Here is a 21,415-nt window from a genome sequence, read left to right as displayed (position 1 = left end):
CCCGGTCAGGCTGAAGCCTGACCGGGCGCTACCTACTGAGGCGCTGCCCACCGCCTTGGGGCGGGGGCTGGCACCCTGCTCGCCCTTAGAGGGTACGAGCAACCTGGACTTTCTCGAAGACTTCGATCTTGTCGCCGACCTTGACGTCGTTGTAGCTCTTGACGCCAATACCGCACTCCATGCCCGAACGTACTTCTGCAGCGTCGTCCTTGAAGCGACGCAGCGATTCCAGCTCGCCTTCGAAGATCACAACGTCGTCGCGCAGTACGCGGATCGGACGGTTGCGGTGCACGGTACCCTCGATGACCATACAGCCAGCGATGGCGCCGAACTTCGGCGAACGGAACACGTCACGCACTTCGGCGACACCCAGGATGTTCTCGCGAACATCGCTGCCGAGCATGCCGGTCAGGGCCTTCTTGACGTCTTCGATGATGTCGTAGATCACGTTGTAGTAACGCATATCCAGACCTTCCTGCTCGACGATCTTGCGCGCGCCGGCATCGGCACGCACGTTGAAGCCGAACAGCACCGCATTGGACGCCAGCGCAAGGTTGGCATCGCTCTCGGTGATACCACCGACGCCGCCACCGATGACGCGAACCTGAACTTCGTCGTTGCCCAGGCCGCCGAGCGAGCCGTTCAACGCTTCCAGGGAACCGCGTACGTCGGTCTTGAGGACGATGTTGAGCGTCTTCTTCTCTTCCTGACCCATGGTCTCGAAGATGTTTTCCAGCTTGCCGGCGTGAGCACGGGCCAGCTTGACCTCGCGGTATTTGCCCTGACGGAACAGCGCAACTTCGCGGGCTTTCTTCTCGTCGGCAACCACGGACAGCTCGTCACCGGCTTCCGGAGTGCCATCCAGGCCGAGGATCTCGACCGGGATCGACGGGCCGGCTTCCTTCACAGGCTTGCCGTTCTCGTCGAGCATGGCACGTACGCGGCCGTAGTTGGAGCCGCACAGGACCATGTCGCCCTGGCGCAGCGTACCGTCCTGAACCAGGATGGTCGCCACAGGGCCGCGGCCCTTGTCCAGGCGCGATTCGACGACGACACCACGACCAGGAGCGGTCGGAGTAGCGGTCAGCTCAAGCACTTCGGCCTGCAGCAGGACGGCTTCGAGCAGTTCGTCGACGCCGGTACCCATCTTCGCCGAAACCTTGACGAACGGCGTGTCACCACCCCATTCCTCGGAGGTCACGCCTTCGACGGACAGCTCGTTACGAATGCGATCGAGGTCGGCACCGGGCTTGTCGATCTTGTTCACCGCAACCACCAGTGGAACGCCAGCTGCCTTGGCATGCTGAACAGCTTCACGGGTCTGCGGCATCACGCCGTCGTCCGCCGCCACCACCAGGATGACGATGTCGGTCGCCTTGGCACCACGAGCACGCATCTGGGTAAACGCAGCGTGGCCCGGGGTATCGAGGAAGGTGACCATGCCGCGGTCGGTTTCCACGTGGTAGGCACCGATGTGCTGGGTAATACCACCGGCTTCGCCAGCGGCAACCTTGGCACGACGGATGTAGTCGAGCAGCGAGGTCTTGCCATGGTCAACGTGACCCATGACGGTAACGACCGGGGCGCGCGATTCGACTTGGCCTTCGAACTTCAGCGATTCGGCCAGGGAATCTTCCAGGGCGCTATCGCTGACCAGAGTGACCTTGTGGCCCAGCTCTTCTGCGATCAGCTGAGCGGTTTCCTGGTCGAGCACCTGGTTGATGGTGACCGGAGTACCCATCTTGAACATGAACTTGACCACTTCAGCGCCCTTGACGGACATCTGGTTGGCCAGCTCGGAGACGGTGATGGTCTCGCCGATGGTCACGTCACGGATGACGGGGCCGGTCGGGTTCTGGAAGCCGTGCGCATTGCGCTTCTTCAGCTTGCCCTTGCCACCACGACCACGACGAGCGCCATCGCTCTCTTCGTCGGTAGTGCGCGGCGCGGCACGCGGCGTCGGAGCTTTTTCTTTCTCCTTGACCTTGACCTTGATCGACACACGTGGAGCCTCGCCACGACGACGGTCGTCATCGCGAGTGCGGCTTTCGTTGCGACGGGTCTCGTCCTTCTTGCGCTCGGCGGCACGAGCAGCGGCGTCTTCGGACGCTGGTGCGTCGGCGACTACCGGAGCCGGAGCAGCAGGTGCCGGCTCAGCCTTGGCAGCTGGCGCAGGCGCAGCGGCGGCAGTTTCGGTCGACTGGCGACGAGCCTGCTCTTCGTTGCGCTGGCGAACATCGGCCTCGACCTTGTCACGAGCGGCATTTTCAGCCGCACGGCGCTCGTCCTGCTCACGCTTCTGCTCAGCCTGGATCTCTTCCGGGCTGCGCTGAACGAATACTTTCTTCTTGCGTACTTCTACGCTGATGCTTTTGCTACCGGCGACACGCAGCGTGCTGGTGGTCTTGCGCTGCAAGGTAATCTTGCGCGGCTCTTCCGCCTTGCTTTTGTGGCTGCTTTTCAAATGAGTCAGCAGAGTCTGCTTCTCATTGTCGGTCACTACCTGACCGGCGTCGGTGTGCGGCAGACCTGCCTCACGCATCTGCTGCAGCAGGCGCTCTACCGGTGCCTCGACCTCTTGGGCCAGTTCTTTCACCGTGACTTGCGTCATGCACTTCTCTCCTCAGGCCGCGCCTAATTACTCGAACCAGTGGGCTCGGGCGGCCATGATCAACTTGCCGGCACGCTCTTCGTCGATGCCGTCGATGTCGAGCAGGTCGTCAATCGACTGCTCGGCCAGGTCTTCGCGGTTAACCACGCCGCGCACCGCCAGTTCCGCCGCCAGGTCCTTGTCCATGCCCTCAAGGGAGAGCAGGTCTTCGGCCGGATGGGCGTCTGCCAGTTTTTCTTCGGTAGCGATGGCCTTGGTCAACAAACGGTCCTTGGCTCGAGCGCGGAGCTCATTGACGATATCTTCGTCAAAGCCATCGATGTTGAGCATTTCTTCCAACGGTACGTAGGCAATTTCTTCGAGGCTGGTAAAGCCTTCGTCGACCAGCACTTGGGCCAGCTCCTCGTCGACTTCCAGTTCATCGATGAAATTGCGCAGGATGTCACCGGTTTCTGCCTGCTGCTTGGCCTGGATGTCCTTCTCGGTCATCACGTTCAGGGTCCAGCCAGTCAGCTGACTGGCAAGGCGAACGTTCTGACCACCACGGCCAATGGCCTGGGCCAGGTTGTCCTCGGCAACGGCGATGTCCATTGCATGGGCATCTTCATCAACGATGATCGCCGCGACTTCGGCCGGCGACATGGCGTTGATGACAAATTGCGCCGGGTTATCGTCCCACAGGACGATATCCACACGCTCACCACCCAACTCTCCGGATACGGCCTGGACGCGCGAACCACGCATGCCGATACAGGCACCTTGCGGATCGATACGCTTGTCCTTGGAGCGGACGGCGATCTTGGCACGCGACCCCGGATCACGGGAGGCGGCCATGACTTCGATGAGGCCTTCAGCGATTTCCGGCACTTCGATGCGGAACAGCTCGATCAGCATCTGTGGCGCGGTACGCGACAGGATCAGCTGCGGGCCGCGGTTCTCGGTGCGGATTTCCTTGAGCAGCGCACGCAAGCGCACGCCAACACGGAAGGTCTCACGTGGAATGATGTCTTCGCGGGCCAGCAGCGCCTCGGCGTTGTTGCCCAGGTCGACGATGACGTTGTCGCGAGTGACCTTTTTGACGGTACCCGAGATGATCTCGCCAACGCGTTCGCGGTAAGCGTCAACCACCTGGGCGCGCTCGGCCTCGCGGACCTTCTGCACGATGACCTGCTTGGCGGTCTGGGCGGCGATACGACCGAATTCGATGGACTCGATCTTCTCTTCGATCACGTCACCTACCTTGGCTTCAGGGTGGGTCTCGTGAATCTTGGCCAGCCAGGTCTCGATAGCCGGATCGTCCAGATCGGCTTCGTCGACAACTGTCCAGCGACGGAAGGTCTCGTAGCTACCGGTGTGGCGGTTGATTTCCACACGCAGATCGACTTCGTCTTCAAAACGTTTTTTGGTTGCAGTAGCCAGGGCCACTTCCAGCGCTTCGAAAATGACGCCGGGCGGTACACCTTTTTCGTTGGATACCGATTCAACAACCAGCAGTACTTCTTTGCTCATCGTACGCCTCGCCTTGCGCAAGCCATTGGGCCCGGATAGTCCGCCGGGCCCGGCACGTCTCAGTCAAAACTGGGAATAATATTGGCCTTGTCGATCGAGTCGATCGGCAACAGGAACTCTTGATCGTCCACCTGGACCACCACATCCTGCTCCTCCACACCGCGGAGAAGGCCCTGGAAGTTACGACGACCCTCGAAGGGTGAGCGCAGCTTGATCTTCACTTGTTCGCCGGCATGCGAGGCAAACTGTTCGAGCGTGAACAGCGGGCGTTCCATGCCAGGAGAAGAAACCTCTAGGGTATATTCAGAGCTGATCGGATCTTCCACATCGAGAACGCTGCTGACCTGACGGCTGACTTCAGCACAGTCGTCCACCAGAATCCCGCCTTCCTTGTCGATGTAGACACGTAGTACCGAATGCTTGCCTTGGGAGACGAATTCAATCCCCCAGCATTCGAAGCCCAGCCCCGTGACCACCGGGGCCAACAAGGCCTGCAACTGTTCTAGCTTGCTCGACACCTGAACCCCCTCGTGCATGCTGTGCAAATGAAAAATGGGCGAAGCGCCCATCCCTGAAAGCGCCGTTGGACAACGACGCCGATAACTGTTCGGCTAGCAAAAAGCCCCTGAAAAGGGGCTCCGCTGAAGCTGGTTGCGGGGGCTGGATTTGAACCAACGACCTTCGGGTTATGAGCCCGACGAGCTACCAAGCTGCTCCACCCCGCGACAAAGCTGGGGCGAAAGTATAAGACCGAACCCGTTGCTGGGTCAATCCGACCTCCACCTACAAGAAAGCCCGCATAAAGCGGGCTCTCTTGCTTCAATTGGTACCGAGAAGGGGACTCGAACCCCTACACCCTATGGGCACAACCACCTCAAGGTTGCGTGTCTACCAATTCCACCACCTCGGCAATACTACTTCTTGAAACCCGTTACTTCTGCTCTTCGGTTGGAGGAGGTACATCACCAGCGTGGGTGGTTTCGCTCTTCTGCTCCTGGAGCACCGGTACATCATCATTTACTGCCGGCTTTGGCTTTTGCACTTCCAACACCGCTGGATCTGGAAGTCCCGCCTCGCTCAACTGGTGAGCTTGTTGCTTGGCGAAGTATCCTAACCCAAGTGCTGTCAGAAAGAAAGTGGCAGCAAGTATAGCAGTAAATTTACTCAGGAAGGTAGCAGAACCTTGGCTTCCGAACACAGTATTTGAAGCACCTGCGCCGAAAGATGCACCTGCTTCCGCACCTTTACCCTGTTGCAACAGAACCAGCACTACAAGCGACAGCGCTGCCAACAGATGAAAAACAACGATGACTGTTTCCAGCATTTGTTCAGTTTCCTGCGGCGCGACAAATTGCACCGAATTCGTCTGCGTTCAGGGATGCTCCACCAATGAGCCCCCCATCAATATCCGGCATGCCGAACAGTTCGGCCGCATTGGCCGCCTTCACGCTACCGCCGTAGAGAAGCTGCACATTTTCTGCAACTTCGGCGTCCTTCGCTGCCAACTGCTTGCGGATGGCGGCGTGCACATCCTGAGCCTGCTGCGGCGAGGCCGTCAAACCTGTACCGATGGCCCATACAGGCTCATAGGCAATGACTGCATTGGCAAAAGCGGCAATACCGAACGCGTCGATAACACTGCTTAGTTGACGCTCTACAACTTCTAGCGTCTTGCCTGCTTCGCGCTCTGCGAGAGTTTCCCCTATACAGAGCACTGGCGTCAAACCACTTTTCTGAGCGGCTGCAAACTTGTCATTCAGCACTTCTTCACGTTCGCCGATAATCTGGCGACGCTCAGAGTGGCCAATCAACACCAACTTGCAGCCTACTTCAGCCAACTGACTCGGTGCAATTTCACCGGTCAGCGCACCCTGTTCGGGCATTACTGCAGAATTCTGGGCTCCAACGGCGATCCCTTTGCCTTTCAGGCCATCAATGACTTCATTGATGAACAGGGCCGGTGGGAACACCGCAACTTCGACACCTTCGGGAATGAGCATTTTGCCCAAGCCTTGAGTCAGCTCAGCGACGCTGGCGCGGTTACCGTGCATCTTCCAGTTACCAGCTACCATAGGGCGACGCATGCTTTACCTCGTCGGTCAAAGTGGGCGCAGATCTTACCCAACCCGATCTGCGCTGGCAAGCCCAATTCAGATACAAACTTCAGCGACCAGCTTGGCCAGGGCTTCGGCGTGCGTGCGCACCTGGCTTTCGTCGTCACCTTCGACCATCACCCGGACCAGCGGCTCGGTGCCGGACTTGCGCAACAGCACACGCCCACGCCCCGCCATGTCCTCGGTAGCCTTGGCACTGGCCTCCTGCACCGCTGGGTGCTCCAGCGGGTCGACCTTGCTTGCGCCGAAGCGCACGTTGATCAGCACCTGCGGGCACTTGCGCAGGGCCTGACGGGCCTGTGCCAGGGTCTCACCGCGGCGCCTCAAGGCCAGCAGCACCTGCAGGGCGGCAATAATCGCATCACCGGTGGTGGTGTGGTTGCAGCACACCACGTGCCCGGAGTTTTCGCCACCCACCAGCCAGTTGCGCTCGAGCAGCTCGGCCATGACGTAGCGATCGCCTACCTTGGCCCGCACGAACGGAATATCCAGGTCCTTGAGCGCGAGCTCCAGGCCCAGGTTGCTCATCAGCGTACCCACCACACCGCCCTGCAACTTGCCACGCTCGTGAAGGTCACGGGCGATGATGAACAGCAACTCGTCGCCGTCGACAATGGCACCGGTATGGTCAACCATCAGCACGCGGTCGCCATCGCCATCGAAGGCGATGCCCAGGTCGGCGTGGCCGACCAGTACCGCCGCCTGCAGCGACTCGATATGGGTTGAACCGCAACTTTCGTTGATGTTCAGGCCATCAGGCTGCGCATGCAGTACGGTTACATCGGCACCCAGCTCGCGGAACACGCTCGGCGCGACCTTGTAGGTGGCGCCATGGGCGCAGTCGACCACCAGCTTGAGGCCATCGAAGCTGGTGCTGGTAGGCACGCTGCTCTTGCAGAATTCGATGTAGCGGCCGGCAGCGTCATTGATCCGCGACACTTTGCCCAGCTTGCTCGACTCGACCACCGTCATGGGCTGGTCAAGCAGCTCTTCGATCATCAGCTCGACTTCGTCCGGCAGCTTGGTGCCCTGGCCTGAGAAGAACTTGATGCCGTTGTCATCGTGCGGGTTGTGCGAGGCACTGATGACGATACCTGCCTCGGCATGGAAGGTGCGCGTGAGGTAGGCAATGGCCGGGGTTGGCATCGGCCCGAGCAGCATCACGTCGGCACCCGCCGCGGACAGGCCGGCCTCGAGTGCGGACTCGAACATGTACCCGGAGATACGCGTGTCCTTGCCCACCAGCACGCGGCAGTTGCCCTGCTTGCGGAAGGCCATGCCCGCCGCCCAACCCAGCTTCAGCATGAAGTCAGGGGTGATCGGGTATTCGCCGACGCGGCCACGGATGCCGTCGGTACCAAAGTATTTTCTGCTCATAGGGACTCCAATGTTCTTATTCGGCGTTCTGTACCGCAGCGATCATGCGCACTACATCGGCAGTTTCGGCCACATCATGGACGCGCAGAATACTGGCCCCCTTGGTCATGGCCAATGCCGCCAGCGCCAGGCTGCCATACAGCCGCTCACCGACCGGACGGTCCAGCGTCAGGCCGATCATGCTCTTGCGTGAAACGCCCACCAGCAGCGGGCGCCCCAGGCGATAGAGCGCTTCCATGTGTTTGAACAGGCTCAGGTTGTGCGCCAGGGTCTTGGCGAACCCGAAGCCCGGGTCGAGAATGATGCGATCCGCACCGATGCCCGCTGCTGCGCAAGCGGCCATCCGTTGCTCAAGATACCGCGTTACGTCGGCGGTCACATCCTCGTAATGCGGGTCATCCTGCATGTTCCCGGGCTCGCCGCGCATGTGCATCAGGCACACCGGCAAACCGGTAGCCGCTGCCGCGTCCAGCGCGCCATCGCGTTCCAGTGCACGCACATCGTTGATCAGGCCGGCACCCAGCCGGGCTGACTCGCGCATCACCGCAGGCGTAGAGGTATCGACCGAGATGACCACGTCGAGGCGGGCGTTGATGGCCTCGACCATCGGCGCAACCCGTTCGAGCTCCTCGGTTACCGACACTGCACGCGCACCGGGGCGAGTCGACTCGCCACCAATGTCGATCAGAGTCGCACCGGCCGCGACCATGGCCTCGGCATGGCGCAACGCCTCATCGCGCTGGCTGAAGCGACCACCATCGGAAAAGGAGTCGGGGGTGATATTGAGAATACCCATGACATGGGTACGGGACAAATCAAGAACCCGGTTGCCGCAAGGCAACCGGGTCGGGTACAGCTTCGAGCTCATAGATGCCCTTAGAGTTGAGCCGCTGGGCCGCCAATCGGCGATTCTGGACGATCATTCTGGGCAGTCGGGGTGCCCGAGTTCTTGTCGTCATCCCAGTCACGCGGTTCGCGTGGCGTACGACCAGCCATGATGTCGTCGATCTGGTCGGCATCGATGGTCTCGTACTTCATCAGCGCTTCGGTCATCGCTTCGAGCTTGTCGCGGTTGTCGATCAGCAGCTGCTTGGCGGTGGCGTAGCACTGGTCGATGATGCTGCGCACCTCGGAGTCGATCAGCTTGGCGGTCTCGCCGGACACGCTGGCGTGCTGGCTGCCAGCACTGCGGCCGAGGAACACCTCACCCTCTTCTTCCGCATACATCAGCGGGCCGAGTTTTTCCGACAGGCCCCACTTGGTGACCATGTTCCGGGCGAGCTGGCTGGCGCGCATGATGTCGTTGGACGCACCCGTAGTGACACCGTCGAAGCCCAAGGTCATTTCTTCGGCGATACGGCCACCGTACAGCGAGCAGATCTGGCTGATCAGCGCGCGCTTGGACAGGCTGTAGCGGTCTTCCTCGGGCAGGAACATGGTCACGCCCAGCGCGCGACCGCGCGGGATGATCGACACCTTGTACACCGGGTCGTGCTCAGGCACCAGGCGACCGACGATGGCGTGGCCAGCTTCGTGGTAGGCGGTGTTTTTCTTTTCTTTCTCGGACATGACCATGGTCTTGCGCTCGGCGCCCATCATGATCTTGTCCTTGGCCAGCTCGAACTCTTTCATTTCGACCAGGCGCTTGTTGGAGCGCGCTGCGAAAAGCGAAGCCTCGTTGACCAGGTTGGCCAGGTCGGCACCGGAGAAGCCAGGGGTACCACGGGCAATGACAGCCGGGTTGACGTTGTCGCTAATCGGCACTTTGCGCATGTGCACCTTGAGGATCTGCTCACGGCCGCGAATGTCCGGCAGGCCAACCACCACCTGGCGGTCGAAGCGGCCTGGGCGCAGCAGCGCAGGGTCCAGTACGTCCGGACGGTTGGTGGCGGCGATGACGATGATGCCATCGTTCATTTCGAAGCCGTCCATCTCTACCAGCAACTGGTTGAGGGTCTGCTCACGCTCGTCGTGACCGCCGCCCATGCCGGCGCCACGGTGGCGACCCACGGCGTCGATCTCGTCGATGAAGATGATGCATGGCGCGTGCTTCTTGGCCTGCTCGAACATGTCGCGCACACGGCTGGCGCCGACGCCGACGAACATCTCGACGAAGTCCGAACCGGAAATGGTGAAGAACGGTACCTTGGCTTCACCGGCGATGGCCTTGGCCAGCAGGGTCTTACCGGTACCCGGCGGGCCGACCATCAGCACGCCACGCGGGATGCGGCCACCCAGGCGCTGGAACTTGCCCGGGTCACGCAGGAATTCGACCAGCTCGCCAACCTCTTCCTTGGCTTCGTCGCAACCTGCAACGTCGGCCAGGGTGGTTTTTACCTGGTCTTCGGACAGCAGCCGCGCCTTGCTCTTGCCGAAGCTCATCGGCCCGCCCTTGCCGCCTGCGCCACCTTGCATCTGGCGCATGAAGAACATGAACACGGCGATGATCACCAGGATCGGGAAGCTCGCCACCAGCAGTTGAGTCCAGATGCTCTGCTGCTCGGGCTGCTTGCCTTCGACGACCACATGGTTGTCGACCAGGTCGCCGATCAGGCCGTTGTCGGTAATGGCCGGGCGAACCGTCTTGAAGCTGTCGCCGTCGGCGCGCTTGCCGGTAATGATGTAGCCGTCGACGGTCACACGCTCGACCTTGCCATCCTTGACCTGCTGGATGAAGTCGGAGTAGTTGAGGGTCTGCGGCTCGTTAGGGCTGGAGAAGTTGTTCATCACTGTCACCAGGACAGCTGCGATGATCAACCACAGGATCAGATTCTTTGCCATGTCGTTCAATTCGCTACCCTCTGAGGCCGGCGCACGACGCAGCCGTGCCTCGCATGATATTCATCGCCCTAACTTACTACATTACCTACGCATCCGCAGGCACCGTCTGTAACCCTTTGTGAAACCTAGACTACACGAAGTTCGGACGATCCTGACGGGGTAGCCGATTGGAAATAACTATCGGCCACCCCGTGGCACGCCTTTCACACGCCTTTGAAACCTTTGCCCAGCAGGTACTGCTCACGCGAGCGATCTCGCGATGAGGACGGCTTGCGCATCTGCACCTTGTCGAACTTGGTGCGCACATCCTTCAGGTACATGTCGAAGCCTTCGCCCTGGAAAATCTTGATGAGGAAGTCACCACCCGGCTTGAGCACGCGGGTTGCCAGGTCCAATGCCAGTTCGCACAGGAACATGGCACGCGGCATGTCCACCTCGGGCGTACCACTCATATTGGGGGCCATGTCGGAAATCACAAGGTCTACGTGCGAATCACCGACGGCGTCGAGGATCTGTTGCAGCACTTCATCCTGGGTGAAGTCGCCCTGAATGAAGGTAACGTCAGGGATCGAGTCCATTTCCAGAATGTCGGAAGCGATCAGGCGGCCTTGGCCACCAATCAGACGACTGGTCACCTGCGACCAGCCGCCCGGGGCTGCGCCCAGGTCGATGACGCTCATGCCAGGACGGATCAGGCGGTCTTTCTCCTGAATCTCCAGCAGTTTGTAGCTCGCGCGCGAGCGGTAGCCATCCTTCTGCGCTTGCTTAACAAAAGGGTCGTTAAAATGCTCTCGCAGCCAGTTGGCGCTGCTTTTGGAACGTTGTACCACGGGGCACCTCGATGATATGCGTCGTGATTGACTGGGCGGAGCCAGGGGCCCTCGGGTAAAATGCCTGTCAATTTTACAGAATCAGACGGAAAGGGTCAGATTATGCCGCTCAATAACGAGCAGAAGAAGCAATACAAGTCCATTGGTCATGACCTGAAGCCGGTCCTGATCGTTGCTGGCAACGGTGTGAACGAAGGCGTGGCCGCCGAATTGGAGCGTGCGCTCGCCGATCATGAGCTGATCAAGGTCGAGATTCGCTCCGAAGATCGTGAAGAACGTGCCGCCGCCATTGCCGAGCTGTGCAAGGTGGGCCGCGCCGAGCTGGTGCAGACCATCGGCAAGAAAGCGCTGATCTACCGCAAGAACCCGCAGCCGAACAAGCAGCTGTCCAACATCCACCGTTTCAAGTAACGGTGACGCCGATCAGTGGCGCGCCTTGCGCGCCCTGACCGGTACCGGTTGGGCCACCAGCACGATGCCGGAAAAACCCAGCACCAGGAAACAGAACATCTGCCAGCGCTCGCCGACCGAAATGCCGTAGCGCAAGGTGTAATACCCCACACAGGCTGCAAAACCCAGCAGCAGCATCTGGCCACGAAATTGCCGCCACCAGGCCGCCAGGCCATCCACCCTCGCCAGCACGGCCAATTGGGTAAGCAACCCTAACAGCGCCACGCCAATCAACCAGCGGTCGATCTGCCCGGCGATGTCCTGCACCAGCAACGGTGCCAGGCCACTGACCTTGAGCGCCGGCACCAACCCCACGTGGAACACCCACAGGCCGCCGACCCAGAACACCTGGGCCAGCTGCCAGAGGATCCCCTCGAGGGATGGCGCCCGAAGGCGCCTGTCAGATGTGCTGGACTTCGACAATCTCGTACTCGACCGTGCCGCTTGGCGTCTTGATGACGACGACGTCGCCCTCTTCCTTGCCGATGATGGCACGGGCAATCGGCGCGCTGGCCGAAAGTTTGCCGAGCTTGATATTGGCCTCGTCCTCACCAACGATCTGGTACTTCACACGCTCGTCGGTTTCGGTGTTGGCCAGCTCCACGGTGGTGCCGAAGATGACCTTGCCAGTATGGGGGATGGTGGTCACGTCGATCACCACCGAGTTCTGCAGGCGGCCTTCGATATCACGGATACGAGCCTCGACCATGCCCTGCTCTTCACGGGCGGCATGGTATTCGGCGTTTTCCTTGAGGTCACCCAGTTCGCGCGCTTCACCAATCGCCTGGCTCAGGCGCGGGCGCTCGGTCTTGCTCAGGAACAGGTGCTCCTCTTCCAGGGCGCGAGCGCCCTGGACGGTCATCGGGTATTTGGTAATGCTCATGCTTCAAGTCCTGCATGCAGATCCTGCAAGCGACGAACGGTCTTTTCAGGGCCGAATTTCAGCGCTTCGCAGATGGCTTCACCTGCCGCAATGGTCGTGGTGCAGTAGATCTTGTGCTGCAGCGCATTGCGACGAATCGAGTAGGAATCGGCGATCGACTGGCGCCCTTCGGTGGTGTTGATGATCAGCGACACTTCGTCGTTCTTGATCATGTCTACCACGTGCGGACGACCTTCGGTCACTTTGTTCACGCGGCGCACTTTCAGGCCGGCCGCTTCGATAACCTTGGCGGTACCTGCAGTAGCAACCACTTCGAAGCCCAGGGCGATCAGGTCACGGGCAACGCCAGCCACTTGTGGCTTGTCGTCGTCACGTACGCTGATGAACGCGGTACCGCCGGTCGGCAGCACTTCGCTGGCACCCATCTGGGCCTTGGCGAACGCTTCACCGAAGCTGTCACCGACACCCATGACTTCACCGGTCGATTTCATCTCAGGGCCGAGGATCGGGTCAACCCCTGGGAACTTGGCGAACGGGAAGACGGCTTCCTTGACGCTGTAGAAGTTCGGGATGATTTCCTTGGTGAAGCCCAGTTCTTTCAGGGTTTTGCCAGCCATGACGCGGGCAGCGATCATCGCCAGGGAAGTGCCGATGCACTTGGAAACGAACGGTACGGTACGCGAGGCGCGCGGGTTGACTTCGATCACGTAGATCTTGTCGCCCTGCAGGGCCAGCTGCACGTTCATCAGGCCGACAACGCCCAGCTCCAGGGCCATTTTCGACACCTGTACACGGACTTCGTCCTGCACTTCCTTGCTCAGCGAGTAAGGCGGCAGCGAGCACGCCGAGTCACCGGAGTGAACGCCGGCCTGTTCGATGTGCTGCATGATTGCGCCGATGACCACGTCGGTACCGTCGCAGACCGCATCAACGTCCATCTCGATGGCGCAGTTGAGGAAGTGGTCGAGCAATACCGGGCTGTCATTGGACACCTGTACGGCTTCACGCAGGTAGCGCTTGAGCTCGTCCAGTTCGTAGACGATTTCCATCGCGCGGCCGCCCAGTACGTAGGACGGGCGCACCACCAGCGGGTAACCGATGCTGCCAGCGGCACGGATGGCTTCGTCTTCGCTGCGCACGGTAGCGTTTGGCGGCTGCAGCAGGTTCAGGCGCTGAACCATCTGCTGGAAGCGCTCACGGTCTTCGGCACGGTCGATGGCGTCCGGGCTGGTACCGATGATCGGTACGCCGGCTTCTTCCAGCGCGCGAGCCAGTTTCAGCGGGGTCTGGCCGCCGTAGTGGACGATGACGCCCTTCGGCTTCTCGACGCGGCAGACTTCCAGCACGTCTTCCAGGGTCAGCGGCTCGAAGTAGAGACGGTCGGACGTGTCGTAGTCGGTGGAGACGGTCTCCGGGTTGCAGTTGACCATGATGGTCTCGTAACCATCTTCACGCAGCGCCAGGGCCGCGTGTACGCAGCAGTAGTCGAACTCGATGCCTTGGCCGATACGGTTAGGGCCACCACCCAGGATCATGATCTTGTCGCGGGTCGACGGGTTGGCCTCGCACTCTTCCTCGTAGGTCGAATACAGGTAGGCGGTGTCGGTGGCGAACTCGGCGGCGCAGGTATCGACGCGCTTGTAGACCGGGAACACTTCCAGCTTGTGACGGTGACGGCGCAGGTTCTTGTCGGTGATGCCGAGCAGTTTGGCCAGGCGCTGGTCCGAGAAGCCCTTGCGCTTGAGGCGCAGCATGTAGTCCTTGTCGATGGCCGACAGGGCCAGGGTCTTGACCTTCTCTTCTTCCTTGATCAGATCTTCCATCTGCACCAGGAACCACATATCGATGCCGGTCAGGGCGAAGATTTCTTCGCAGGTCATGCCCGAACGCATGGCGTCGGCCACGTACCAGATACGCTCGGCACCCGGCACGGTCAGTTCGCGCTTGAGGATGCTGGCGGCATCGGGGCTGGCCAGGTCGACTTTCGGGTCCAGACCGCAGGCACCGACTTCCAGGCCGCGCAGGGCTTTCTGCAGGGACTCCTGGAAGGTACGGCCGATGGCCATGACTTCACCCACGGACTTCATCTGGGTGGTCAGGCGGGCGTCGGCTTTCGGGAATTTCTCGAAGGCAAAGCGCGGCAGCTTGGTGACGACGTAGTCGATCGACGGCTCGAAGGACGCTGGGGTGCGGCCGCCGGTGATGTCGTTCTGCAGCTCGTCGAGGGTGTAACCAATGGCCAGCTTGGCGGCGATCTTGGCGATCGGGAAGCCGGTAGCCTTGGAGGCCAGGGCGGACGAACGCGATACACGCGGGTTCATCTCGATGACGACCATGCGGCCGGTGTCCGGGCAGATACCGAACTGCACGTTGGAACCGCCGGTTTCAACACCGATTTCACGCAGCACCGCCAGCGAGGCGTTGCGCATGATCTGGTATTCCTTGTCGGTCAGGGTCTGCGCCGGGGCAACGGTGATCGAGTCGCCGGTGTGCACGCCCATCGGGTCGAAGTTTTCGATCGAGCAGACGATGATGCAGTTGTCCTTTTTGTCGCGGACCACTTCCATCTCGTACTCTTTCCAGCCGATCAGCGATTCGTCGATCAGCAGCTCTTTGGTCGGCGACAGGTCCAGACCGCGGGTGCAGATTTCTTCGAATTCTTCACGGTTGTAAGCAATACCGCCACCGGTGCCGCCCATGGTGAACGACGGGCGAATGATGCACGGGAAGCCAAGCTTCTCGAGGACCGCGTTGGCCTCTTCCATGCTGTGGGCGATACCGGAGCGCGGGCACTCCAGGCCGATGTCCTTCATCGCCTTGTCGAAGCGCGAACGGTCTTCAGCCTTGTCGATGGTGTCGGCGTTGGCACCGATCATCTCTACGCCGAACTTCTCCAGAACGCCATGGCGCTCCAGGTCCAGGGCGCAGTTCAGCGCGGTCTGGCCACCCATGGTAGGCAGCACGGCGTCCGGGCGCTCTTTCTCGATGATCTTGGCCACCGACTGCCACTTGATCGGCTCGATGTAGGTGGCGTCGGCCATGGCCGGGTCGGTCATGATGGTGGCCGGGTTGGAGTTCACCAGGATGACGCGGAAACCTTCCTCGCGCAGGGCTTTGCAAGCCTGGGCGCCGGAGTAGTCGAATTCGCAGGCCTGGCCGATCACGATCGGGCCAGCGCCGAGAATCAGGATGCTTTTGATGTCTGTACGTTTTGGCATGGTTGTCACTCAAATCCGCGGGTCAGTCGGCAAGCCGTCTTGAACAATCTGGGTCAGGCGCTTCCGGGCGCGGCGCAAGCCGGCCCGGGGCCTTGATGCAGGATGCTCAGCGGCGCTTGGCCATGGCATCGGTGAAACGATCGAACAGTGGCGCGACGTCGGTCGGGCCTGGGCTCGCTTCAGGGTGGCCCTGGAAGCTGAACGCGCTCTTGTCGGTGCGCTCGATGCCCTGCAGGGTACCGTCGAACAGCGACTTGTGGATGGCGCGGACGTTGCCCGGCAGGGTAGCTTCGTCGACGGCGAAGCCGTGGTTCTGGCTGGTGATCATGACCACGCCGGTGTCCAGGTCCTGGACCGGGTGGTTGGCGCCGTGGTGGCCGTGGCCCATCTTCACGGTCTTGGCGCCGGAGGCCAGGGCCAGCAGCTGGTGGCCGAGGCAGATGCCGAACACCGGGATCTCGGTTTCGAGGATCTCTTTGATCGCCTGGATGGCGTAGTCGCATGGCTCGGGGTCACCCGGGCCGTTGGACAGGAACACGCCATCGGGGTTGAGCGCGAGCACTTCGCTGGCCGGGGTTTGGGCAGGCACCACGGTCACGCGGCAGCCACGGGCGACCAGCATGCGCAGGATGTTCAGCTTGACGCCGTAGTCGAAGGCGACCACGTGGTACGGCAGCTCGGAAGCTTCGAGGGTCGGGTGGCTGTCGGTTTTCAGCTCCCACACGCTGGAGCGCCACTCGTAGCGCTCTTTGGTGGAAACGACCTTGGCCAGGTCCATGCCCTTCAGGCCTGGGAAGGCACGGGCAGCGGCGATGGCGGCTTCTTCGCTGATGTTGTCACCGGCGAGGATGCAGCCGTTCTGGGCGCCCTTTTCACGCAGGATACGGGTCAGGCGGCGAGTGTCGATGCCAGCGATGGCGACGACATTGTTGGCCTTCAGGTAGTCAGGCAGCGACTGGGTGTTACGCCAGTTGCTGGCCAGCAGCGGCAGGTCACGGATGACCAGGCCAGCGGACCAGACACGGTTCGATTCGGCGTCTTCCGGCGTGGTGCCGGTGTTGCCGATGTGCGGATAGGTCAGGGTAACGATTTGCTGCGCGTAGGAAGGGTCTGTAAGGATTTCCTGGTAGCCGGTCATAGCGGTGTTGAATACCACCTCACCAACGGTCTGACCGTCGGCACCAATGGCTTCACCGCGAAAAATACTGCCGTCGGCAAGGGCGAGTATGGCTGGCTTTGTCAAGAAGACCTCCCGTAAATCAAGCATGAAAGGGCGATCGCAGGTTGCAAAAAAGCGGAGTGACGTATGGACACGTCACCCCGCTTTCATGTGCTGAATTCAATTCGCTGCGCGCTTTTAGTGGACACACTAAAGCTGTAGCTTACAGAAAAGTGCGTTTTGGGTCTACCGTATATGTGCCTCTAAAACACATGATTGCGACAGGGGGTGCCTTGCACCCCATCGCCGGCAAGCCGGCTCCCACAGGTAATGCACCCACCCGAAGGTTTGCACGCCCCTGTGGGAGCCGCCTTGCCGGCGATAGGGCCATCACAATCGCTGCAAGCGTCAGCGCAGCTCCAGCACATCCTGCATGTCGTACAAGCCAGCCTCACGCCCATCCAGCCACAGCGCCGCACGCACAGCGCCCTTGGCGAAGGTCATGCGGCTGGACGCCTTGTGCGTGATTTCCAGCCGCTCGCCTTCGGCAGCGAACAGCACGGTGTGATCACCCACCACATCGCCGGCACGCACAGTGGCGAAGCCGATGGTCTTGCGATCACGCGCGCCGGTCTGGCCTTCGCGGCCATACACCGCCACTTCCTGCAGGTCACGGCCCAGCGCATTGGCAACCACTTCACCCATGCGCAGCGCAGTACCCGACGGGGCATCGACCTTGTGCCGGTGGTGCGCCTCGATGATCTCGATGTCGACCTCATCGCCCAGCACGCGCGCTGCCATGTCCAGCAACTTGAGGCTGAGGTTCACGCCGACGCTGAAGTTGGCGGCGAAGACGATCGGAATATCCTTGCCCGCCTCGGCCAGCAGCTGCTTCTCTTCGACGCTGAACCCGGTGGTGCCGATGATCATCGCCTTGCCGTGCTTGCGGCAGAACGCCAGGTTCTTCAAGGTCACCGAAGGGTGAGTGAAGTCGATCAGCACGTCGAAGTCGTCGGCCACCTTGGCCAGGTCATCCGACAACAGCACGCCGATGCGGCCCAGGGCCGCCAGCTCGCCGGCATCAGCCCCGACCAGCGAGCTGTCCGGGCGATCGATCGCCGCGGTCAGCCCGGCACCCGGGGTTTGCTGCACAGCTTCGATCAGGGTCTTGCCCATCCGCCCCGCCGCGCCCATCACTGCAATACGTCGCATAGCTATTTCCTTGTCAGAGGTCGCCGAAGAAGCGCTTCACGCCATCGAACCAACCATTGGCCTTGGGCGAATGGGAGCTGTCGCCTTCGAGCGAATCACGCAGCTCTTCGAGCAGTTCGCGCTGGCGACGGCTGAGGTTGACCGGGGTTTCCACTGCCACGCGGCACAGCAGGTCACCCGCACCACCGCCACGCACCGGCGCCACACCCTTGCCACGCAGGCGGAACTGCTTGCCGGTTTGGGTGCCTTCCGGGATTTTCAGCTTTACACGGCCATCCAGGGTCGGCACTTCCAGCTCGCCACCCAGGGCAGCGTCGGTGTAGCTGATCGGCACTTCGCAATACAGGTGCTTGCCGTCACGCTGGAAGATCTCGTGCTCGCGCACGTTGATGACCACATACAGGTCGCCGGTCGGGCCACCATGGGTGCCCGCCTCGCCTTCGCCAGACAGGCGAATGCGGTCGCCGGTATCGACGCCCGCCGGCACCTTGACCGACAGGGTCTTGTATTCCTCGACACGGCCTTCGCCATGGCACGCGTTGCAAGGGTCGGTGATGATCTTGCCCTGGCCATGGCAGCGCGGGCAGGTTTGCTGCACCGAGAAGAAGCCCTGCTGCATGCGCACCTGGCCGATACCGCCGCAGGTTGGGCAAGTGGACGGGGTCGAGCCCTTTTTCGCACCACTGCCGTCGCACGGCTGGCAGTTGACCAGTGTCGGCACACGGATACTGACCGTTGTGCCGCGCACCGCTTCTTCCAGGTTCAGCTCCAGGGTGTAGCGCAGGTCGCTGCCGCGTGCGGCACCACCACGACCACCGCCCCGGCCACCGCCGAAGAAGTCACTGAACACATCGCCAAAGATGTCGGAGAAGTTGGCGCCGCCGAAGCCAGCACCACCGCCACCCATGCTTGGGTCGACGCCAGCGTGACCATACTGGTCGAACGCGGCACGCTTGCTGGCGTCAGACAGCACTTCGTAGGCCTCGTTGGCCTCCTTGAACTTGTCTTCCGACTCTTTATCACCGGGGTTGCGGTCCGGGTGGAACTTCATCGCCAGTCGACGATAGGCCTTCTTCAGGTCTGCTTCACTGGCGCCGCGCTCGACACCCAGGACCTCATAATAATCACGCTTGGACATAGGTCATTTGCACCTTGTTGGGCGTCAGGCATCCGCGCCGCGCCATCAGCACCTGCCTGCACACCACGAATGGCCCAGACAAACACTGTAAAAATTCTCGAATTCCAGATACGCCAACGCGGGAGCAAGCCCCCGCGCGGCGACATCCTACCAGCTCACCGACAAAGGCCGGTGAGCTGGCCGACAACATGCAACGATTACTTCTTGTCGTCGCCTTTGACTTCTTCGAACTCAGCGTCAACCACGTCATCGTGCTTGGCTTCCGGCTCGGCTTGCTGAGCGCCGCCCTGAGGCTGTTCGGCCGATTGCTCGGCGTACATCTTCTGGGCTACCGGTGCGGAGACCTTGGACAGCTCTTCGACCTTGGCCTCGATGGCAGCCTTGTCGTCGCCTTTGACAGCGGCTTCCAGGGCAACCACGGCCGCTTCGATGGCGGTTTTTTCTTCGGCAGTGACCTTGTCACCTGCGTCGACAACCATCTTGCGGGTCGAGTGAACCAGCGCGTCACCCTGGTTACGGGCAGCAGCCAGCTCTTCGAACTTGCGGTCTTCCTCGGCGTTGGCCTCGGCGTCACGCACCATGCGCTCGACTTCTTCGTCCGACAGGCCGGAGTTGGCCTTGATCACGATCGACTGAGCCTTACCGGTGGCCTTGTCTTTCGCGCCGACGTGCAGGATGCCGTTGGCGTCGATGTCAAAGGTCACTTCGATCTGCGGAACACCACGCGGTGCTGGCGGGATGTCAGCCAGGTCGAACTTGCCCAGCGACTTGTTCTGCGCAGCTTGCTTACGCTCGCCCTGCAGCACGTGAATGGTCACGGCGCCCTGGTTGTCATCGGCAGTCGAGAACACCTGCGACTTCTTGGTCGGGATGGTGGTGTTCTTCTCGATCAGGGCGGTCATCACGCCACCCATGGTTTCGATACCCAGGGTCAGCGGGCTGACGTCCAGCAGCAGTACGTCTTTTACGTCACCGGCCAGAACGGCGCCCTGGATGGCAGCACCCATGGCAACGGCTTCGTCCGGGTTGACGTCTTTACGCGCTTCTTTACCGAAGAAATCGGCAACTTCTTTCTGCACCAGCGGCATACGGGTCTGACCGCCAACCAGGATCACGTCGTCGATCTTGCTGGCGTCGATACCGGCGTCCTTCAGCGCGATGCGGCAAGGCTCGATGGTACGCTTGACCAGGTCCTCGACCAGCGCTTCCAGCTTGGAGCGGGAGATCTTCACGTTCAGGTGCTTAGGACCGGTGGCATCTGCAGTGATGTACGGCAGGTTGACATCGGTCGACTGAGCGGACGACAGCTCGATCTTGGCTTTTTCAGCAGCTTCTTTCAGACGCTGCAGGGCCAGTGGATCGTTCTTCAGGTCCATGCCCGACTCTTTCTTGAACTCGTCGACGAGGTAGTCGATCAGGCGCATGTCGAAGTCTTCACCACCCAGGAAGGTGTCGCCGTTGGTGGCCAGTACTTCGAACTGGTGCTCACCGTCGACTTCGGCGATTTCGATGACCGAAACGTCGAAGGTACCACCACCCAGGTCATAAACGATGACGGTGTGGTCGCCCTTGGCCTTGTCCATGCCGTACGCCAGTGCAGCGGCAGTCGGTTCGTTGATGATGCGTTTTACGTCCAGGCCAGCGATGCGGCCGGCGTCTTTGGTGGCCTGACGCTGGCTGTCGTTGAAGTAGGCCGGAACGGTGATGACCGCTTCGGTGACGGGCTCGCCGAGGTAGTCTTCGGCGGTCTTCTTCATTTTTTTCAGGACTTCGGCGCTGATTTGCGGCGGAGCCATTTCCTTGCCAGCAGCCTCGACCCAGGCGTCACCGTTGTTCGCCTTGACGATCTTGTACGGCACCAGCTTGATGTCTTTCTGCACGACGTCTTCTTCGAAGCGGCGGCCAATCAGGCGCTTCACTGCGAACAGCGTGTTGTGCGGGTTGGTCACAGCCTGGCGCTTGGCCGACTGACCTACCAGGATTTCGCCATCGTTGGCGTAGGCCACGATCGAAGGGGTAGTACGCGCGCCTTCGGCGTTTTCGATGACCTTGACGTTACCGTTTTCCAGAATGGAGACGCACGAGTTGGTGGTCCCCAGGTCGATACCGATGATTTTACCCATGTTAACTCTC

17 protein-coding genes and 2 tRNA genes are annotated in these 21,415 nt (G+C 61.0%); 1 reads left to right on the top strand and 18 read right to left on the bottom strand.

Annotated elements, in window-relative coordinates:
- Positions 1–85 precede the first annotated feature (85 nt).
- The 11 genes from infB to rlmE form a co-directional block, all read right to left on the bottom strand.
- Positions 86–2,611, bottom strand: coding sequence for a translation initiation factor IF-2 (gene infB, locus ACNQPL_RS18555; protein WP_346615334.1), 2,526 nt, complete (start codon positions 2,609–2,611; stop codon positions 86–88).
- Positions 2,612–2,638: 27 nt separating this feature from the next.
- Positions 2,639–4,120 (bottom strand): transcription termination factor NusA, encoded by a 1,482-nt coding sequence (gene nusA / locus ACNQPL_RS18550; RefSeq protein ID WP_346615333.1) that lies wholly within the window; start codon positions 4,118–4,120, stop codon positions 2,639–2,641.
- Positions 4,121–4,179: 59 nt separating this feature from the next.
- Positions 4,180–4,638, bottom strand: a complete 459-nt coding sequence (gene rimP / locus ACNQPL_RS18545; protein ID WP_033702568.1) for a ribosome maturation factor RimP — start codon at positions 4,636–4,638, stop codon at positions 4,180–4,182.
- A 130-nt stretch (positions 4,639–4,768) separates the two neighbouring features.
- Positions 4,769–4,845, bottom strand: a tRNA-Met gene (locus tag ACNQPL_RS18540).
- Positions 4,846–4,944: 99 nt separating this feature from the next.
- Positions 4,945–5,030 (bottom strand) — tRNA-Leu (locus ACNQPL_RS18535).
- A 21-nt stretch (positions 5,031–5,051) separates the two neighbouring features.
- Entirely contained in the window at positions 5,052–5,444 is a 393-nt protein-coding gene (gene secG / locus ACNQPL_RS18530; RefSeq protein ID WP_346615332.1) for a preprotein translocase subunit SecG, read from the bottom strand.
- A gap of 4 nt (positions 5,445–5,448) precedes the next feature.
- Positions 5,449–6,204, bottom strand: coding sequence for a triose-phosphate isomerase (gene tpiA / locus ACNQPL_RS18525; RefSeq protein WP_416467520.1), 756 nt, complete (start codon positions 6,202–6,204; stop codon positions 5,449–5,451).
- Positions 6,205–6,270: 66 nt separating this feature from the next.
- Positions 6,271–7,611 (bottom strand): phosphoglucosamine mutase, encoded by a 1,341-nt coding sequence (gene glmM, locus ACNQPL_RS18520; RefSeq protein ID WP_346615330.1) that lies wholly within the window; start codon positions 7,609–7,611, stop codon positions 6,271–6,273.
- A 16-nt stretch (positions 7,612–7,627) separates the two neighbouring features.
- Complete coding sequence (gene folP / locus ACNQPL_RS18515; protein WP_416467519.1) at positions 7,628–8,479, bottom strand: dihydropteroate synthase; 852 nt, start codon at positions 8,477–8,479, stop codon at positions 7,628–7,630.
- A gap of 8 nt (positions 8,480–8,487) precedes the next feature.
- On the bottom strand, positions 8,488–10,392 hold the full coding sequence (ftsH, locus tag ACNQPL_RS18510) for an ATP-dependent zinc metalloprotease FtsH (RefSeq protein ID WP_416467518.1): 1,905 nt from the start codon (positions 10,390–10,392) through the stop codon (positions 8,488–8,490).
- Between the two features lie 203 nt (positions 10,393–10,595).
- Complete coding sequence (rlmE, locus tag ACNQPL_RS18505; protein WP_258703328.1) at positions 10,596–11,222, bottom strand: 23S rRNA (uridine(2552)-2'-O)-methyltransferase RlmE; 627 nt, start codon at positions 11,220–11,222, stop codon at positions 10,596–10,598.
- Positions 11,223–11,324: 102 nt separating this feature from the next.
- On the opposite strand from rlmE, the gene ACNQPL_RS18500 reads away from it, so the two are divergent.
- A complete protein-coding gene (locus ACNQPL_RS18500) occupies positions 11,325–11,633 on the top strand; it encodes a YhbY family RNA-binding protein (protein WP_027595032.1) in 309 nt (102 codons plus the stop codon).
- Positions 11,634–11,645: 12 nt separating this feature from the next.
- Here the strand turns inward: ACNQPL_RS18500 and ACNQPL_RS18495 are convergent, their stop codons facing one another.
- From ACNQPL_RS18495 to dnaK, 7 genes are all read right to left on the bottom strand, one after another.
- Entirely contained in the window at positions 11,646–12,095 is a 450-nt protein-coding gene (locus tag ACNQPL_RS18495; RefSeq protein WP_346615327.1) for an MFS transporter, read from the bottom strand.
- A complete protein-coding gene (gene greA, locus ACNQPL_RS18490) occupies positions 12,073–12,555 on the bottom strand; it encodes a transcription elongation factor GreA (RefSeq protein WP_346615326.1) in 483 nt (160 codons plus the stop codon). The genes ACNQPL_RS18495 and greA overlap by 23 nt, the downstream gene beginning before the upstream one ends.
- Positions 12,552–15,773: a carbamoyl-phosphate synthase large subunit gene (carB, locus tag ACNQPL_RS18485; RefSeq protein WP_346615325.1), complete on the bottom strand. Its 3,222-nt coding sequence runs from the start codon at positions 15,771–15,773 to the stop codon at positions 12,552–12,554. The genes greA and carB overlap by 4 nt, the downstream gene beginning before the upstream one ends.
- A 106-nt stretch (positions 15,774–15,879) precedes the next feature.
- The gene (gene carA / locus ACNQPL_RS18480; protein WP_241803855.1) at positions 15,880–17,016 is read right to left on the bottom strand and encodes a glutamine-hydrolyzing carbamoyl-phosphate synthase small subunit; all 1,137 of its coding nucleotides are present in this window, start codon (positions 17,014–17,016) and stop codon (positions 15,880–15,882) included.
- Between the two features lie 324 nt (positions 17,017–17,340).
- Positions 17,341–18,144, bottom strand: a complete 804-nt coding sequence (gene dapB / locus ACNQPL_RS18475; RefSeq protein ID WP_346615323.1) for a 4-hydroxy-tetrahydrodipicolinate reductase — start codon at positions 18,142–18,144, stop codon at positions 17,341–17,343.
- Between the two features lie 13 nt (positions 18,145–18,157).
- Positions 18,158–19,282, bottom strand: coding sequence for a molecular chaperone DnaJ (gene dnaJ / locus ACNQPL_RS18470; RefSeq protein WP_346615322.1), 1,125 nt, complete (start codon positions 19,280–19,282; stop codon positions 18,158–18,160).
- 197 nt (positions 19,283–19,479) lie between these two features.
- Positions 19,480–21,405 carry a molecular chaperone DnaK gene (gene dnaK, locus ACNQPL_RS18465; RefSeq protein WP_346615321.1) on the bottom strand — a complete coding sequence of 642 codons (1,926 nt, stop codon included), beginning with the start codon at positions 21,403–21,405 and terminating at the stop codon, positions 19,480–19,482.
- Positions 21,406–21,415: the final 10 nt, after the last annotated feature.

Origin of the sequence: Pseudomonas sp. LFS044, from assembly GCF_047978245.1 — a bacterium.
Taxonomy (GTDB): Bacteria; Pseudomonadota; Gammaproteobacteria; order Pseudomonadales; family Pseudomonadaceae; genus Aquipseudomonas.
The sequence above is the reverse complement of the archived record's forward strand: the minus strand, read 5'-3'. Positions and strand labels throughout refer to the sequence as shown.

What these genes read in the sequence shown, in the direction of transcription:
- infB (WP_346615334.1), bottom strand. Translation starts at nt 2,611, where the DNA reads ATGACGCAAGTCACGGTGAAAGAACTGGCCCAAGAGGTCGAGGCACCG.
- nusA (WP_346615333.1), bottom strand. Translation starts at nt 4,120, where the DNA reads ATGAGCAAAGAAGTACTGCTGGTTGTTGAATCGGTATCCAACGAAAAA.
- secG (WP_346615332.1), bottom strand. Translation starts at nt 5,444, where the DNA reads ATGCTGGAAACAGTCATCGTTGTTTTTCATCTGTTGGCAGCGCTGTCG.
- tpiA (WP_416467520.1), bottom strand. Translation starts at nt 6,204, where the DNA reads ATGCGTCGCCCTATGGTAGCTGGTAACTGGAAGATGCACGGTAACCGC.
- glmM (WP_346615330.1), bottom strand. Translation starts at nt 7,611, where the DNA reads ATGAGCAGAAAATACTTTGGTACCGACGGCATCCGTGGCCGCGTCGGC.
- folP (WP_416467519.1), bottom strand. Translation starts at nt 8,479, where the DNA reads ATGAGCTCGAAGCTGTACCCGACCCGGTTGCCTTGCGGCAACCGGGTT.
- ftsH (WP_416467518.1), bottom strand. Translation starts at nt 10,392, where the DNA reads ATGGCAAAGAATCTGATCCTGTGGTTGATCATCGCAGCTGTCCTGGTG.
- ACNQPL_RS18500 (WP_027595032.1), top strand. Translation starts at nt 11,325, where the DNA reads ATGCCGCTCAATAACGAGCAGAAGAAGCAATACAAGTCCATTGGTCAT.
- greA (WP_346615326.1), bottom strand. Translation starts at nt 12,555, where the DNA reads ATGAGCATTACCAAATACCCGATGACCGTCCAGGGCGCTCGCGCCCTG.
- carB (WP_346615325.1), bottom strand. Translation starts at nt 15,773, where the DNA reads ATGCCAAAACGTACAGACATCAAAAGCATCCTGATTCTCGGCGCTGGC.
- dapB (WP_346615323.1), bottom strand. Translation starts at nt 18,144, where the DNA reads ATGCGACGTATTGCAGTGATGGGCGCGGCGGGGCGGATGGGCAAGACC.
- dnaJ (WP_346615322.1), bottom strand. Translation starts at nt 19,282, where the DNA reads ATGTCCAAGCGTGATTATTATGAGGTCCTGGGTGTCGAGCGCGGCGCC.
- dnaK (WP_346615321.1), bottom strand. Translation starts at nt 21,405, where the DNA reads ATGGGTAAAATCATCGGTATCGACCTGGGGACCACCAACTCGTGCGTC.